Below are 15122 nucleotides of genomic sequence, written 5' to 3' on the forward strand. Positions count from 1 at the left end.
ATGAAGACCCTCCGCCTCACCACAGCTCAGGCGCTCGTCCGCTTCCTCACCGCGCAGAAGACGGAGATCGACGGCGAGGTGATGCCGATCTTCGCCGGCTGCTGGGCGATCTTCGGCCACGGCAACGTCGCCGGTCTCGGCGAGGCGCTGTGGCACGCCCGCGAGGCGCTGCCGACCTACCGTGCCCACAACGAACAGGCGATGGCGCTGGCCGCGGTCGCCTTCGCCAAGCAGACGCGGCGGCGGCGGATGATGGTGGCCACCACCTCGATCGGCCCCGGAGCCACCAATCTGGTGACGGCCGCGGCAGTCGCCCATGTCGACCGCCTGCCGGTGCTGCTGCTGCCCGGCGACGTCTTCGCCTCGCGCCGGCCCGATCCGGTGTTGCAGCAGGTCGAGGACTTCGGCGACGGCACCGTTTCGGCCAACGACTGCCTGCGCCCGGTGTCGCGGTATTTCGACCGCATCACCCGGCCCGAACAGCTCGTGCCGGCGCTGACCCGCGCCATGCAGGTGCTGACCGATCCGGCCGACTGCGGGCCGGTGACGCTGGCCATGTGCCAGGACGTCCAGACCGAGGCCTGGGACTTCCCCGAGAGCTTCTTCGCCGAGCGCATCTGGACGCCGCGGCGCATCCGCCCCGACGAGCACGAACTCGCCGTCGCGGTGGCGGCGTTGCGCGCGTCGCATCGGCCGATGATCGTCGCCGGCGGCGGCGTGCTCTATTCTCAGGCCGAAGCCGAGCTCCTCGCCTTCGCCGAACGCTTCGGCTTGCCCGTCGGCGAGACCCAGGCGGGTAAGAGCGCCATGCCGGCCGACCATCCGCTCGGGCTCGGGGCGATCGGCGTGACCGGCACGGCGGCGGCCAACGAGATGGCGCGCGAGGCCGACCTGATCCTCGCCGTCGGCACCCGCCTGCAGGACTTCACGACGGGGTCGTGGTCGCTCTTCGGCGATCCGGCGCGCCGTCTCGTCGGGCTCAACGTCCAACTCTTCGACGCGGGAAAGCACCGCGCCGAGCCGCTGATCGCCGATGCCCGCGTCGGGCTTTCGGAACTCGCCGCGACGCTGGGGAGCTGGCGCGCGCCGCAGGCCTGGGCCGAAAAGGCCGGCCGCGCCGTCGCCGCCTGGGCCGAGACGGCCGAACACCACACCGCCGCGGCCAACGAAGGCCTGCCGAGCGATGCGCAGGTGATCGGCGCGGTGCAGCGCAAGGCACAGGCCTCGGACGTGCTGGTCTGCGCCGCCGGCGGTCTGCCGGGCGAGTTGCACAAGCTGTGGCGCCCGGGGGCGCCCGGGGGCTACCACCTCGAATACGGCTATTCCTGCATGGGCTACGAGATCGCCGGCGGTCTCGGGGTGAAGCTCGCCGAGCCCGACCGCGACGTCACGGTCATGGTCGGCGACGGCTCCTACCTGATGATGAACTCGGAGATCGCCACCTCGGTGATGCTCGGGCTCAAGCTCACCATCGTCGTCCTCGACAACCGCGGCTTCGGCTGCATCAACCGGCTGCAGATGGCGTGCGGCGGCGAAAACTTCAACAACCTGTTGAAGGATACCCGCCACAAGGTTCTGCCAGAAGTAGATTTCGCCGCACATGCCGCGTCGCTCGGGGCGATTTCCGGCAAGGTCTCGACCATCGCCGAGCTGGAAACGGCACTCGACGAGGCGCGCCTCGCGCCGCGCACCGCGGTGATCGTGGTGGAGACCGATCCGCTCGTCACCACCGACGCCGGTGGCAACTGGTGGGAGGTGGCGGTGCCGGAAGTGTCGGAGCGCGCCGAGGTTCGCGCCGCGCGGGCGGCCTACGAGGCGGCGCTCGTCAATCAGAGGATCGGAGACTGAACATGCTGCGCATCGGCGCCAATCCCATCGGCTGGTCGAACGACGACATGCGTGAACTCGGCGGCGAGACGCCGCTCGAGACCTGCCTCGCCGAGGCGGCGAGCGTCGGCATCGAGGGCATGGAACTCGGCCACAAGTTCCCGCGCGAGGCGGGCGCGCTGAAGGCGGCGCTCGCGCCCTTCGGTCTCGCCTGCGTCTCGGGCTGGTACTCGAGCGAACTGCTCCTCCGCGACCCGGCGGCCGAGCTGGCGGCGCTGAGGCCGCATCTCGATCTCCTGAAGGCGGTGGGCTGCGACGTCCTGGTCTTCGCCGAGACCTCGAACGCCATCCACGGCGACCGGACGGCGCCGCTGTCGCGCCGGCCGCATCTCGCCGCCGGCGACTGGGCCGAGTTCGGCCGTCGCGTCACCGCCGTCGCCGAAGCGACTCGCGCCGAGGGCGTGCGCCTCGCCTATCACCATCACATGGGCACCGTGGTGCAGTCGCAGGCCGACATCGACGCCTTCATGGGCTCGACCGGCGAGGCGGTGGCGCTCGTCCTCGACACCGGCCACGCCACCTGGGGCGGCGCCGATCCGGCGCAACTCGCGGCGAAGTACCGCTCGCGCATCGCCCATGTCCACACCAAGGACGTCCGCCGCGCGGTGATGGAGCGGGCGATGGCCGAGGATCTCTCCTTCCTCGATGCGGTCGTCGACGGTGTCTACACCGTGCCCGGCGACGGCTGCGTCGACTTCGAGGCGGTGTTCCGCGAACTCCCCGGCTACGACGGCTGGGTGGTGATCGAGGCGGAACAGGATCCGGTGAAGGCCAACCCGCTCGTCTACGCCCGCAAGGGCTTCGCCCATCTGACCGCGGTGCTGGCGAAGACCGGGCTGCGCCCGGCGGCGTGAGCGCCCGCGGGGCGATGTGCCCCGCCGGTGTAGGGAGTCGGGGTGACGTGCCTCGACCGGCATATCCGAGGGAGAGCCATGACCGATCTGCTCGTTCGCCCCCACGCCCCCGAGACCGACGGCCGCGTGCTCGGGATCACCCCCGAGAGCGCCGGCTGGACGCATGTCGGCTTCGCCGTCCATCGCCTCGCGCCCGGCGCGACGATCTCGGGGGGCGAGGCGGCGCGTGAGGCCTGTCTGGTGATGGTCTCGGGGACGGCACGGATCGTCGCCGGCGATCAGGATTTCGGCATCGTCGGCGGGCGCGCCTCGCCCTTCGACGGACCGCCGGGCTCGGTCTACGTGCCGGCCGGGACGACGTGGCGCATCGAAGCGGTGGGCGCGGCCGAAGTGGCGGTGTGTTCGTCGCCGGGCGTTCCGGGACGGCGGCCGGCGCGGGCGATCCCGCCGGAGGCGGTCGGCCGATCGGTGCGCGGTGAGGGGACCAACCAGCGCTTCATCCGCGACATCCTGCCGGAGACGGCGGCGGCCGACAGCCTGCTGGTGGTCGAGGTGATCACCCCCGGCGGCCACTGGTCGAGCTATCCGCCGCACAAGCACGATCGCGACGCCCCGCCGGCCGAGACCGCGCTCGAGGAGACCTATTACCACCGGCTGAACCCGCCGCAGGGCTTCGCCTTCCAGCGCGTCTACACCGACGATCGCTCGATCGACGAGACCATGGCGGTCGAGGACGGCTGCGTCGTCCTGGTGCCGCGCGGTTACCATCCGGTCGGCGCGCCGCACGGCTACGACCTCTGGTACCTCAACACCATGGCCGGTCCGGTGCGCCAATGGCACTTCCACAACGACCCGGCCCACGCATGGATCGTCGAGCCGAAGGGCTGAATCCCGAACGGTTCGAGAGGCACGGGCATCGAGGAATTCGACGCCACACACTCCGCCGTCGTCCCCGGCGAGCGAAGCGAGGGAAGGGGACCCACTCGCTCCTCGTCTCGTCGGACCTCCGATGGATCCCCTTCCCCTCCGCTTCGCTTCGGCCGGGGATGATGGGGTCTCGGGTGTTCGAACCCGTTCGGCAATGGAAGGCACCTTCTCGCGTCGCTCGAGCCGCACGGGGGTCCAAGGCGGGCCGGCGGCGCGACTTCTGGTCGAAAGGAGAGACACATGACGTCCGCGCTTCGCATCGGTATCGTCGGGCTCGGCCGCCTCGGCCGGCGTCATGCGGAAAACCTCGCCTTCCGGGTGCCCGGTGCCCGGCTCGTCGCCGCGGCGAGCCCTTCGGCCGAGGAGCGCGACTGGGCGGCGGCGAACCTGCCCGGGTTGGCGACCGAACCGGGCCTGCCGGAACTGCTGGCGCGCGACGATGTCGACGCGGTGTGGCTGGTCACCCCGACCTCGTTCCACGCCGACCATGTCGTCGCTTCGCTGGAGAGCGGCCGCCACGTCTTCTGCGAGAAGCCACTGGCGCTCGAGGTCGCCGATTGCGACCGGGTACTCGCGGTGGCGAAGGCCCGGCCGAAGCAGGTCGCCATGGTCGGCTTCACCCGGCGCTTCGATCCGGCGATCGCCGAAGCCAAGCGTCGGATCGAGGCGGGCGAACTGGGAAAGATCTTCTCCATCCGCTGTTCGTCGGAGGACGCGATCGACCCGCACGGCTTCTTCGTCCGCTTCGCCCCGACCTCGGGCGGCATCTATCTCGATTGCGCCATCCACGAGATCGATCTCGTCCGCTGGATCCTCGACGGTGCCGAGGCGCGGACGGTGACGGCGGCGGGGACGCGCCTGATGTATCCGGGCCTCGCACCCTGCGGCGACGTCGACACCGGCTTCGCCACCGTGACCTTCGACGGCGGTTGCGTCGCGACCTTCCACGTCAGCCGCACCTCGCATCGCGGCTTCGAGTCGATGCTGACAATCGTCGGCACCGAGGGGGCGCTGGAGATCGGCCGCGGCCTCGGCCATCTGCCGATCACCGTCGAGAAGGACGGGGGACGCCGGGTCGGCGGGCTCGTCGACTTCTTCGATCGCTTCGAAACCGCCTTCCTCCACGGCGCCCGCGCCTTCGTCGAAGCGGTGCGCGCCGGCCGGCCGTCGCCGCTCGGGCTCGACGACGCGCGCGCCGCGACGGCCTTGGCGGTGAGGATGCGCGAGGCGCTGGTCGTCGCCGAGTGAGCGGCGACGATCGCCTCGGCGATCGAAGGAACTCAGGTCGGCGTTCCGCTCTCGTCCAGGGTGACGATGGCGCGCAGCTCGAGCACCGTGTTCTTCACCGAGTAGATCAGCATGATCGCCCCGGTGATCGGCATGCAGGCGTAGAGCCAGCCCTTGTGGATGGCGAAGGCCGTGGTGTGCTCGGAGGTCTCGAGCGTCAGGTCGAGCGAATACTTGAAGAAGATGGCGATGAACACCAGCGACGCGGCCTCGACCAGGAAGCGGTAGACGAGGCGCGAGCGGGTGCCCGGCAGGCGCTTCGACAGCCAGTCGCCGACCGAGAAGTGTTCGTGGGCGACCCAGACCGCGCAGGCGCCGTAGAAGATCAACGCGCCGTAGAGCATCTCCAGGATCTCGTCGAACCAGTGCATCGACATGAAGGGGAAGAAGCGCACCACGATGTTCAGCGTCAGGATCACGGTGATCGCGGCGAAGAGCGCGATGCAGATCACCTCGAGCACGTAGAGGAGCGCTCGATCGATACGGGAGAGGAGGGCGAAGACGGCGGTCACGGCAGCGCTCCCATCAATTGGTTCGGCAGCCACAACGCGATCTCCGGCACGAAGGTGCACAGCAGCGTGACGGCGAGGATGGTGACGAGATAGGGCAGGGTCTCGAGCGCCAGTGACCAGATGCCGACACGGGCGAAACTCTCCACCGCGAACAGGCACATGCCGACCGGCGGGGTGAGATTGCCGATCATGATCAGCAGCGTCATCACCACGCCGAAGTTGATCATGTCGACGCCGAACAGCGGGCAGATCTTCATGAAGATCGGCAGGGTGATGAGGAAGATGGCGTTGCCCTCGAGGAAACAGCCGAGCGTCAGGACGACGCCGACGACGATCCACAGGAACTCCGTCTGGCTGGTGCCCATGGCGGTCAGCTGCAGGATCAGCGCGTCGGGGATGCGCTCGAAGATGGTGAACCAGCCGAAGAAGTTGGCAGTGGCGATGATGAACATCAGGCCGCAGGTCTGCTTCAGCGAGGCGAAGAGGATCGCCGGCAGCTGCCGGATCGTCAGGTCCCGATAGGCGAAGCCGAGGAGGCCGGCATAGAGCGAGGCGACGACCGAGGCCTCGGTGGCGGTGAAGAACCCGGTGGTGATGCCGCCGATGATCCATACCGGGGTGAGCAGCGGCCAGAACGCCGCCTTGAAGCTCTCCCAGATCTCGTGCCAACTCGCCTTGTCGTCCTTCGGCAGGCCGCGCGGACCGGCCATGAAGCCGATGGCGATCATCATCGCGAGCCCCATGGCGAAGCCCGGCACCGCGCCGGCGAGGAACAGCCGGGCGACCGACACCGAGGTGATGGCGCCGTAGAGGACGAAGGGGATCGACGGCGGGATCACCGGACCGATGGTCGAGGCGGAGGCGACGATCGCCGCCGAGATCTTCGGCCGATAGCCCGCGTCGACCATCGCCTTGTGCTGGATCTGCCCGAGGCCGGCGGCGTCGGCCAGCGCCGAACCGGACATGCCGGAGAAGATCATCGACGAGACGACGGAGACCTGCCCCAAGCCGCCGGCGATGTGCCCGACGAGGGCGCGGGCGAAGCGGAAGATGCGGTTGGTGACGCCGCCGGTGTTCATCAGGTTGCCGGCCAGGATGAAGAACGGGATGGCGAGCAGGGTGAAGCCGGTGGTGCCGAAGTACATGCGCTGGGGCAACAGCGCCAGGAAGGCGGCCTGACCCTGACCGACGAAGAAGATCACCGCCGTCAGCCCGATCGCCACCGCGATCGGCACGTCGAGGATGAGCATCGCCAGAAGGACGCCGAAGATCGCCAGAGTGAGCACGGGCGACGTCTCCGTCGAGAGGAACGATGAGGCCTACAGCGGGCCGCGATGCCGGGCGAGGGCCGACCGTCCGCCGTCCTCCGGTCGCGCTGGCGGGCGTCGAAGCGGGGGACGGCGGTCGTCGGGCCGCCTCACTTGGCGGCGTCGACCATGGCCATGAAGCGGGTGAAGTTGTCGGCGCCGACGCGCGCCTTCACCTTCTCCCAAGCCGGCCCCATGGCGTCCTTCCACGGCTTCAGATCCGGCCGCGAAACGACGATGCCCTTGTTCTTCTCCAGGTCGTCGAGCTGGGTGCCTTCGTTGTCACGCAGGAGCTTGCGCGCCAGCTTGGCCGAGGCGGAGGACTCCTCCATCAGGATCTTCTGTTGGTCCGGGGTGAGCTTGTCCCAGCTCTTCTTGTTCACCAGATGGACCATCGAGGAATAGGTGTAGTTCAGGATGGTCATGTACTTCTGGGTTTCGTAGAGCTTCAGCGCATAGATCGTGCCGACCGGGTTCTCCTGACCGTCGACGACGCCCTGTTTCATGGCCATCACCAGTTCGGAGAAGGCGATGGTGACGGCGTTGCCGCCGGCCGCTTCGACGAAGGCCTGATAGGCGAAGGCCGGCGGGGTACGGATCTTCATGCCCTTCATGTCGGCGGGCGTCATCACCGACTTCTTGGAGTTGGTGAGCTGGCGGAAGCCCCATTCCCAATCGGCGAGATGGACGAGGTTCTTGGTCGCCAGCTGCGGATCGGCCCAGGCCTTGAACGGACCGTCGATGATCGCGTCGGCGGTGGCGTAGTCCTTGAAGGCGAAGGGGGTGGAGATGACATCGTAGAAGGGCAGGTGCTTGGCGATCTGGTCCTGGCCCGACAGGCTCATGTCGACGGCGCCGAGCAACACCTGCTCCAGCACCTCCGGCGGCGAGCCGAGCGCGTTGTTGCCGTAGAGGGCGATGGTGACCGCGCCGCCGGTGCGCTTCTCGACATTCGCCTTGAACTGTTTGGCGGCGACGTCGCAGGGGTGACCTTCGGCGGCGAAGTGGCCGAGTTTCAGCTCGAGCGCGTTCGCGGCGATCGTCGAGCCGAGCAGCATCGCGGCAAAGAGTGCGAGTGACTTCATCCTACCCTCCATGGTTTCTCGGCGCACGGTCGACGCCGCTTGGTGCCTTCGACGGCGGTTCCCGGCGAACCGGGTCGGCCTTCGGTATTCCCTGGGGCGATCGGGGGCTCCGCCTCCGATCGCGACGGACGGCTCAACGCGCCAGCCACCCCCCGTCGACCGGCAGGATCACGCCGGTCACGTAGGAGGAGGCGGGCGAGGCGAGGAAGACGATCGCGGTGGCGAGATCGTCGGCTCCGCCCCAGCGCCCGAGCGGGATGCGCTCGAGGATCTGGCGGGAGCGGACCGGATCGTCGCGCAGCGCCGTGGTGTTGTCGGTCGCCATGTAGCCGGGGGCGATGGCGTTGACGGTGATGCCTTTCGAAGCCAGCTCGTTGGCCATGAGCTTGGTCAGCCCGGCGACACCGTGCTTCGACGCCGTGTAGGAGGGCACGCGGATGCCGCCCTGGAAGGAGAGAAGCGAGGCGATCGAGACGATCCGCCCCGCGCATCCGCGTGCGACCATCGACTTCGCCACCGCCTGGGTGAGGAAGAACAGGCTCTTCAGGTTCACCGTCATCACCGCGTCCCAGTCCTCTTCCGAGAAGTCGAGGACATCGGCGCGGCGGATGATGCCGGCGTTGTTGACGAGGATGTCGATCGGTGCCGCCTCGGCTTCGATGGTCGCGACGAGGGCGGCGAAGTCCTGCGGTTCGGCGAGATCGGCGAGGACCTCGTGGAAGCGGCGACCGTGCGCCTCGACTTCCGCCCGCGTCTCCGGCATCGGCCGGGGGCCGAGACCGACGACGTCGGCGCCAGCGCCGGCCAGCGCCCAGGCGGCTGCCCGGCCGAGGCCGGTTCGTGCGCCGGTGACGAGGGCGGTGCGCCCGGTCAGGTCGAAGAGCGAGGTCAGGTTCATCGGAAATCCCCCGGCGCCACGTGGTCCATGTCGGAGAACACCTGGTTCTCGCCCGCCATGGCCCAGATGAAGGCATAGGCCGAGGTGCCGACGCCGGAGTGGATCGACCAGGGCGGCGACACCACCGCTTCTTCGTTGCGCAGGACGATGTGCCGGGTCTCGGACGGACGACCCATCAGGTGCAGCACCATGCCGTCCGGCGGCAGCTCGAAGTAGAAATAGGCCTCCATGCGCCGGTCGTGGGTGTGACAGGGCATGGTGTTCCACACGCTGCCGGTGGAGAGGCGCGTCAGCCCCATGACCAGCTGGCAGGTCGGCATCACGCCGGGGTGGATGTATTTGTGGATGACCCGCTCGTTGGCGGTCTGCGGGGTGCCGAGCGGTGCCGGGGTCGCCTCGTCGATGCTCACCTTGCGGCTCGGATGGCGATGGTGGGCCGGGCAGGACGCGGCATAGAGCTTGGCCGGACGGGTCGGATCGAGGCTCTCGAAGGTGACGTCCTTCGTCCCCATGCCGAGATAGATCGCCTCCTGGAAATCGAGATCGAAGACCTCGCCGTCGGCCGTCACGCGGGTGGGCCCGCCGATGGCGATGGCGCCGAATTCACGCCGCTCCAGCAGGAAGTCGGTGCCGACCGGCTTGCCGAGTTCGGGAGGAAGCGCCAGTGGCCCGGCGCCCGGCATGATGCCGATGACCATCATCCGCTCGTAGTGGGTGAGGGTGGCGCGGACCTCCCCCGGCCGGAACAGGTCGGGGATGAGGAAATGCCGGCGGAGATCTTCGGTACCGAGGGTCTCCACCTGGGTGTGGTGGAGGGCGTGACGGATGTCCACGTGGGTCCTTTCTCCGGCCGGCGATGCGCCGGCTACCGGTCGAGTTCGGGTCGCATGAACAGGTAGCCGTAGGTCTTCTCGACCTCCGGCAGGGCTTGCAGGATCTCGGCGAGATGGGCGCGCATCGCCGCCTCCGCCGCGTCGGCGTCACGGGCGTCGATCGCCGCCATGACGGCGCGGTGCTGCCGCACGAGCAGCGGCAGCGTCTCGGGGACGGGCAGGGTCAGGTGGCAGACCCGGTCGAGATGGGCCTTGATGTCGGTGAGCGCCTCCCAGGCGGTGGGATAGCCGGCGCCCTCGGCGAGCGCGGCGTGGAACGCCTGATCCTCGCGCTGGAAGAGATAGTGGGCGTGCGCCTCGGCGTGGACCTCCTGGGCGTCGAGGATCGCATCGATGCGCCGGCGCACGTCCGGGTCGAAGCTCTCGCAGGCGCGCCGCACCACCGCCACTTCGAGCGACTCGCGCACGAAGCGCTGCTGGCGCATGCGGTCGGCCGAGATGCGGGAGACACGCGTGCCGCGCCGCGGCCTGGTCTCGACCAGTTCGGCGCGGGCGAGCGCGATCAGAGCCTCGCGCACCGGCTGGCGCGACACGCCGAAGCGCTCGGCGAGTTCCTTCTCCGACAGAGGCGTTCCAGGCAGGAACTCCAGGGTGACGATCGCCTTGCGGATCTCTTGTTCGACCCGCTGTGCCGCCGTCTCCGCCTTCGAAACGAACATGGTCTCTCCTCTTCTCCGACCCTCGGTGTCGGCGCCGATCCCGGAGGAAGCAGCATGCCACCGATCGGTATCGAAGAGTGAACGAGATCTACCATACCACAACGGTATGGTAATGAAAATGGTACCAGAAGAAATTTCATGGTCGGCTCACATGGTATTCGGGGTGACGTGCCGGAAAAAAGAAAAGGGCGCCGCGAAGGGCGCCCGGAGTGGGGGATCGATCGTCCTGAGAGGGAGTGTCATTGGCCGAGAGGCGGGACCGAGCGGACGCCACGCGGACGCTCACCCGGGGGATGCGACCCTGAGGCGCCCGAGAGGGCACCCCGGGGGGATGAGAGACCGATTCGCCCCTGCGGGACGAGGCGAAGGGTCTCAGGCGCCGCAGGCGTTGGCCGCCGCGGCGTCGTCCGGGGTCGCCGCGGCGAGGCCGCCGGCCGGGACCCGCAGCGAAGCGACGAAGCGCTGCAGCGCGGTGCCGGCGAGCATGGCGGCGGCGAAAGTCAGCGCCTTGGGATCGAGGCTGGCGATCGCCGTCAGCGCCGGACCCGGGCAGTAGCCGACGAGGCCCCAGCCGACGCCGAAGACGACGCTGCCGCCGACGAGCGCCGGGTCGATGCGATGCGACGGCGCCGGCAGGCGGCGGCGGGCGAGGCGGAAGAAAACCCAGCCGATGCCGATCGCCCCGGCCATGACGAAGGCGAGCGACGGATCCCAGGCGCCGGAGATGTCGAGGAAGCCCTGGACCTTGGCCGGCGAGGTCATGCCGGAGAGGCAGAGGCCGGCGCCGAAGAGGAGGCCGATGAAGAGTGCGAAGATCGGGCGCATGGTTCGGTCCCTCAGGCGAGATGGCGCAGGACGAAGACGGTGGCGACGGCCGCGGCCATGAACGAGCCGGTGGCGACCGCCGAGCGCAGCGACAGGCGGGAGAGCCCGCAGACGCCGTGACCGGAGGTGCAGCCGGAGGCGAGGCGGGTGCCGAAGCCGACGAGCAGACCGCCGGCGATCACCGCGGTCCAACCGACGTCGGGGACTGCGGAGGGAAGGGCGTAGAAGGAGCCGATCAGCAACGGCGCCAGGATCAGACCGGCGATGAGGGCGAGCCGCGACGTCCATTCCTTGTCGGTCTCGAACAGACCCGAGACGAAGCCGCTCACCCCGAGGATGCGACCGGAGCGCGCCGCCAGGAGGCCGGCGGAGATGCCGATCACCGCACCTCCGGCCAGGGAGGCGAGGGGGGTGAAGTTGAGCCAGTCGATCGACATGGAAATCCTCTGTTCCGCTCGTGTCCGTCGCGGTCGCCGCATCGCGCGCTCCGCTCCGTCGTGGAAAAGAAGATCTCATGTCGCGGTCGCGAACCCGAGATCGTGCGATCTCTTGTTCGCCCGCGAAGAGAAAATGTGTTGCGCCGAAACGCCCACCCTTCGCAGCGCGTTCCAAGCGGCGAAACGAGGCGTCGGCCGGACGGCGCGATGCGGTTCCCGGCCGGGCACGGCTCCCGTGGCGATCCCAGACGCGAACGCCCCCGCCACGGGGGACGGGGGCGTTCGGTCTCACCGCGAAGGCCGACCGGGAGGTCGGTGATCCCGCGGGCGTCCGGGATCAGTTCGCGGCGATCTCCTCGGCGTTCTTGCCGGCGGCGACGGAATAGCGGATCGGCACCTTGCGGGTGGCGAGGAACTGCTCGATCGTCTCGCCGCGCATCGAGGCGTAGACCTCCGGGTTGGAGACGCCGATCACCGCCGCCATCTTCTCCAAGACGAAGAAGCTGACGCCCCGCCGGATCATGCCGATCCAGTCGCGTCCGGTGATCAACGCCCGCTCCTCCGCGTCGAGACCGTACGCGTCGGCGAGGCCGGCGAAGTCGTCACGGAAGCGGGCGCGGTGCGCCGGCTCGATCAGCCGGTGCAGGAAGTCGTTGATGCGGAAATTCTTCAGGCTGCGGTCGAGAGTGAAGGGGTAGGTCCCGGCGAGCGTCTCGGCGCCGGCCAGTTCGTAGCCCATGTGGGCGCGATAGGCGGCGATCTCCTCCGGGTCGGGCGCGTCGCCGAGGTCTTCGAAGACCACGGTGGCGATGTTGGTGACCGAGGGGGCGTAGGTGTGGAGATGGACCTTGCGCACGGTCCCGGAGAGCGCACCGCGCATGATCAGCCACATGATCACCTCCGCCCCTTCCATGCCGCCGAGCACGGCGTAGTCGGCGAGGCGCTTCTCGACCAGCTTCTCCGGAGCGGTCTCCAGGAGATCGAGGAACTCCTGGTCCCAGGCCTCGTTGAGGAAGCCGGCGCGTTCGCCGTGCACCTGGTGCGACAGGCCGCCGGTGGCGACGATGGCGACGCGCAGGTTCTCGTCCGGAAAGCTCTGGATCGCCTTGCGCAACGACCGGCCGAGCTTCCAGCAGCGCTTGGCGTTGGGGATCGGCAACTGCAGCACGCCGACCTGCAACGGCACGATCGAGCCGCCCCACGGCCCGGCCTCGTCGCCCATCATCGACAGCGGCGATAGGCAGCCGTGATCGAGCGGCTTGCCCTGGAAGAACGACATGTCGAACTCGTCGGCGACGAGCGCCGCGGCGACGTGGCGGGCGAGCGCCGCGTGGCCCTTGGCCGGCGGCACCGGGCGCGGCCCGTCACCCTCGTCGGCCGGCCGCCACACGTCGTCGACACCGAGGGCGAAGGCCGAATAGTGGTCGAAGAAGAACGACGTGATGTGATCGTTGTAGATCATGAACAGGACGTCGATCTCCTTGGCCCGCACCCAGTCGCGCACCTTGGCGAAACTCTCGAAGATCGGCGCCCAGGCCGGATCGTTCTGTTTGCCGGTGTCCTTCGCGAAGCCGATGGTCGGGGAATGCGAGGCACCGATGCCTCCGATGATCTTGGCCATGATCGCCCTCTCGTCGTTTCTGGTTTCGCCGATGCGCACGTGCTCGGCGTTTCCGGGTTCGCCACCTTCCGGCGTCGACGCGCCGGCCGAAGTGACGAAGTGGCAGGGAGGATGTCGACGTTCTTCCTTGCGAACAATCGCCGGATCGGCAACGCTACGTTTCTTTCTGTGAACGATGGAGCGGACCGGTGAAGTGGCGGATCGACGACGTGCCGGTCTTCGTCGCGGTGGTGGAGCGCGGCGGCATCACCGCGGCGGCACAGGCGCTGGCCATGCCGAAATCGTCGGTCAGCAAGTCGATCACCCGGCTCGAACACGATCTCGGGGTGCGCCTCCTCGATCGCAATTCGCGCCGGGTGCGGGTGACGAGCGAAGGCGAGGCCTTCTTCCGCCAGTGCCAGCGCATCATGGACGAGATCGGCGAGACCGACGCGGTGATGACCGGCCTCACCATGGTGCCGCGCGGCCGATTGACGGTGGCGACGCCGCCGGCCTTCTGCCAGGAGGTGCTGGCGCCGCATCTCGCCGGCTTCCACCGCCGCTATCCCGAGATCGAGCTCGATCTCGTCGTCACCAGCCATGCCGTCGACATGCTCGGCGAGCAGTTCGACGTGGCCGTGGTGGTCGGCGTCCAGGCGGATTCGGAGTTCACCCAGAAGTCGCTGCTCGGCGGCCGGCTGATCTGGATCGCCGCGCCCGCCTATGTCGCGGCGCACCACATCGGTTGCGACGCCCACGACCTCCTGCGCCACGTGCAGATCTGCGAACGCCGCTACGTCGCCCGGCCGCTGGCGCTGAAGCAGGATCACCAGACCCTGCGGCTCGACGTCGGCCCGCGGGCGATCCGGGTCAACGATCCCCTGGCGGTGCGCGAGGCGGTGATGCACGGCGCCGGCGTCTCGTTCCTGCCGGAGCGCTATTGCCGCGATCTCATCCGCGCCGGCCGGTTGACGCAGGTCGGCGTCGAGGTCGAGTTCGACACCTCGGCGTCGATCCTCTCGGCGGTCTTCCCGTCGCGCCGGCTGGTGTCGGCGCGCACCCGCGCCTTCCTCGATTTCCTCGAGGAGATCTGCGCGCCCCTCGCCGACGCCGACCGGCGGCGCGCCTGAACCGGCGACCGGCGTGGTCCGACGCGGCGAACGATGCTACCGATCATCGCCGTCTTCGCACCCCGCCACCTTCGAGGAGTGCCCGCCCGTGACCTCGCTCGACGACCTCGCCGACCTGATCCGCACCCGCGCCGCGGGCTCCGACCGCTTCGTCGTGGCGATCGCCGGACCGCCGGGGGCGGGGAAGTCGACGCTGTCGCACGACTTGGCGGCACGGCTGCCGCCGGCGGAGACGGCGGTGTTGCAGGCCGACGGCTTCCACTTCGACAACGACCTGCTGGTCCGCCTCGGCCGCCGCGATCGCAAGGGCGCGCCCGACACCTTCGACGTCGCCGGCCTCGACGTGCTGCTCGGACGCATCCGGGCGCGTGAGGAGGCCGTGGTCGCGCCGGTCTTCGATCGCACCCTCGACGTCGCCCGCGCCGGGGCGCTGGTGATCGGCGCGGAGATCCGCCTCGTGCTGGTCGAGGGGAACTATCTCCTCCTGACACACGGGCCATGGGCGGCCCTGCGGTCGAGTTTCGACCTCACGATCCGCATCGACGTTCCGCGCACCGAACTGGAGCGCCGGCTCCTCGCCCGCTGGCACGATCTCGGCTGGACCGCCGCAGCGGCGCGCGCCTGGGTCGACGGCAACGACCTGCCGAACGTCGACACGGTCCTCGCCGACAGTGGCCCCGCCGACATCGTCTGGTCGCCCGAGGGGACGGCCGTCTGAGCGATCGGCCGTCCGGTTTTTTCCGCGCGTCCGTCTAGGTTCTGTACCCACGGCCCTGAATCCGGGTTAACGGTCAGGCGTTGAGGATTCGAGCGAGATAGCC

The 15122-nt window shown here is 69.1% G+C and carries 15 protein-coding genes; 6 read left to right on the forward strand and 9 right to left on the reverse strand.

The window, feature by feature from the left end:
• From iolD to V7Q42_RS03645, 4 genes are all read left to right on the forward strand, one after another.
• Positions 1 to 1848: a 3D-(3,5/4)-trihydroxycyclohexane-1,2-dione acylhydrolase (decyclizing) gene (iolD, locus tag V7Q42_RS03630; RefSeq protein WP_333822526.1), complete on the forward strand. Its 1848-nt coding sequence runs from the start codon at positions 1 to 3 to the stop codon at positions 1846 to 1848.
• Between the two features lie 2 nt (positions 1849 to 1850).
• Positions 1851 to 2741 carry a myo-inosose-2 dehydratase gene (gene iolE, locus V7Q42_RS03635; protein ID WP_333822527.1) on the forward strand — a complete coding sequence of 297 codons (891 nt, stop codon included), beginning with the start codon at positions 1851 to 1853 and terminating at the stop codon, positions 2739 to 2741.
• Between the two features lie 78 nt (positions 2742 to 2819).
• Positions 2820 to 3629, forward strand: a complete 810-nt coding sequence (iolB, locus tag V7Q42_RS03640) for a 5-deoxy-glucuronate isomerase (RefSeq protein ID WP_333822528.1) — start codon at positions 2820 to 2822, stop codon at positions 3627 to 3629.
• 279 nt (positions 3630 to 3908) lie between these two features.
• Positions 3909 to 4916 carry a Gfo/Idh/MocA family oxidoreductase gene (locus tag V7Q42_RS03645; protein WP_333822529.1) on the forward strand — a complete coding sequence of 336 codons (1008 nt, stop codon included), beginning with the start codon at positions 3909 to 3911 and terminating at the stop codon, positions 4914 to 4916.
• A 32-nt stretch (positions 4917 to 4948) separates the two neighbouring features.
• Here the strand turns inward: V7Q42_RS03645 and V7Q42_RS03650 are convergent, their stop codons facing one another.
• From V7Q42_RS03650 to V7Q42_RS03690, 9 genes are all read right to left on the reverse strand, one after another.
• Positions 4949 to 5467 carry a TRAP transporter small permease gene (locus tag V7Q42_RS03650; protein ID WP_333822530.1) on the reverse strand — a complete coding sequence of 173 codons (519 nt, stop codon included), beginning with the start codon at positions 5465 to 5467 and terminating at the stop codon, positions 4949 to 4951.
• Positions 5464 to 6753 (reverse strand): TRAP transporter large permease, encoded by a 1290-nt coding sequence (locus V7Q42_RS03655; RefSeq protein WP_333822531.1) that lies wholly within the window; start codon positions 6751 to 6753, stop codon positions 5464 to 5466. The genes V7Q42_RS03650 and V7Q42_RS03655 overlap by 4 nt, the downstream gene beginning before the upstream one ends.
• Before the next feature lie 131 nt (positions 6754 to 6884).
• Positions 6885 to 7859: a TRAP transporter substrate-binding protein gene (locus tag V7Q42_RS03660; protein ID WP_333822532.1), complete on the reverse strand. Its 975-nt coding sequence runs from the start codon at positions 7857 to 7859 to the stop codon at positions 6885 to 6887.
• A gap of 133 nt (positions 7860 to 7992) precedes the next feature.
• On the reverse strand, positions 7993 to 8757 hold the full coding sequence (gene kduD / locus V7Q42_RS03665) for a 2-dehydro-3-deoxy-D-gluconate 5-dehydrogenase KduD (RefSeq protein WP_333822533.1): 765 nt from the start codon (positions 8755 to 8757) through the stop codon (positions 7993 to 7995).
• On the reverse strand, positions 8754 to 9590 hold the full coding sequence (gene kduI, locus V7Q42_RS03670; RefSeq protein WP_333822534.1) for a 5-dehydro-4-deoxy-D-glucuronate isomerase: 837 nt from the start codon (positions 9588 to 9590) through the stop codon (positions 8754 to 8756). Before kduI ends, kduD begins: the two co-directional genes overlap by 4 nt.
• Positions 9591 to 9622: 32 nt before the next feature.
• Positions 9623 to 10309 (reverse strand): GntR family transcriptional regulator, encoded by a 687-nt coding sequence (locus V7Q42_RS03675; RefSeq protein ID WP_333822535.1) that lies wholly within the window; start codon positions 10307 to 10309, stop codon positions 9623 to 9625.
• A gap of 372 nt (positions 10310 to 10681) precedes the next feature.
• On the reverse strand, positions 10682 to 11134 hold the full coding sequence (locus V7Q42_RS03680) for a DUF6691 family protein (protein WP_333822537.1): 453 nt from the start codon (positions 11132 to 11134) through the stop codon (positions 10682 to 10684).
• Positions 11135 to 11145: 11 nt separating this feature from the next.
• Positions 11146 to 11571, reverse strand: coding sequence for a YeeE/YedE family protein (locus V7Q42_RS03685; RefSeq protein WP_333822538.1), 426 nt, complete (start codon positions 11569 to 11571; stop codon positions 11146 to 11148).
• 337 nt (positions 11572 to 11908) lie between these two features.
• Complete coding sequence (locus V7Q42_RS03690) at positions 11909 to 13192, reverse strand: gallate dioxygenase (protein WP_333822539.1); 1284 nt, start codon at positions 13190 to 13192, stop codon at positions 11909 to 11911.
• Between the two features lie 188 nt (positions 13193 to 13380).
• Between V7Q42_RS03690 and V7Q42_RS03695 the strand changes: the two genes are divergently transcribed.
• Both V7Q42_RS03695 and V7Q42_RS03700 read left to right on the forward strand, forming a co-directional pair.
• The gene (locus V7Q42_RS03695; RefSeq protein WP_333822540.1) at positions 13381 to 14301 is read left to right on the forward strand and encodes a LysR family transcriptional regulator; all 921 of its coding nucleotides are present in this window, start codon (positions 13381 to 13383) and stop codon (positions 14299 to 14301) included.
• A gap of 88 nt (positions 14302 to 14389) precedes the next feature.
• On the forward strand, positions 14390 to 15019 hold the full coding sequence (locus V7Q42_RS03700; protein ID WP_333822541.1) for a nucleoside/nucleotide kinase family protein: 630 nt from the start codon (positions 14390 to 14392) through the stop codon (positions 15017 to 15019).
• Positions 15020 to 15122 lie beyond the last annotated feature (103 nt).

This window comes from Pinisolibacter sp. (assembly GCF_036782435.1).
Taxonomy (GTDB): Bacteria; Pseudomonadota; Alphaproteobacteria; order Rhizobiales; family Ancalomicrobiaceae; genus CALBKH01.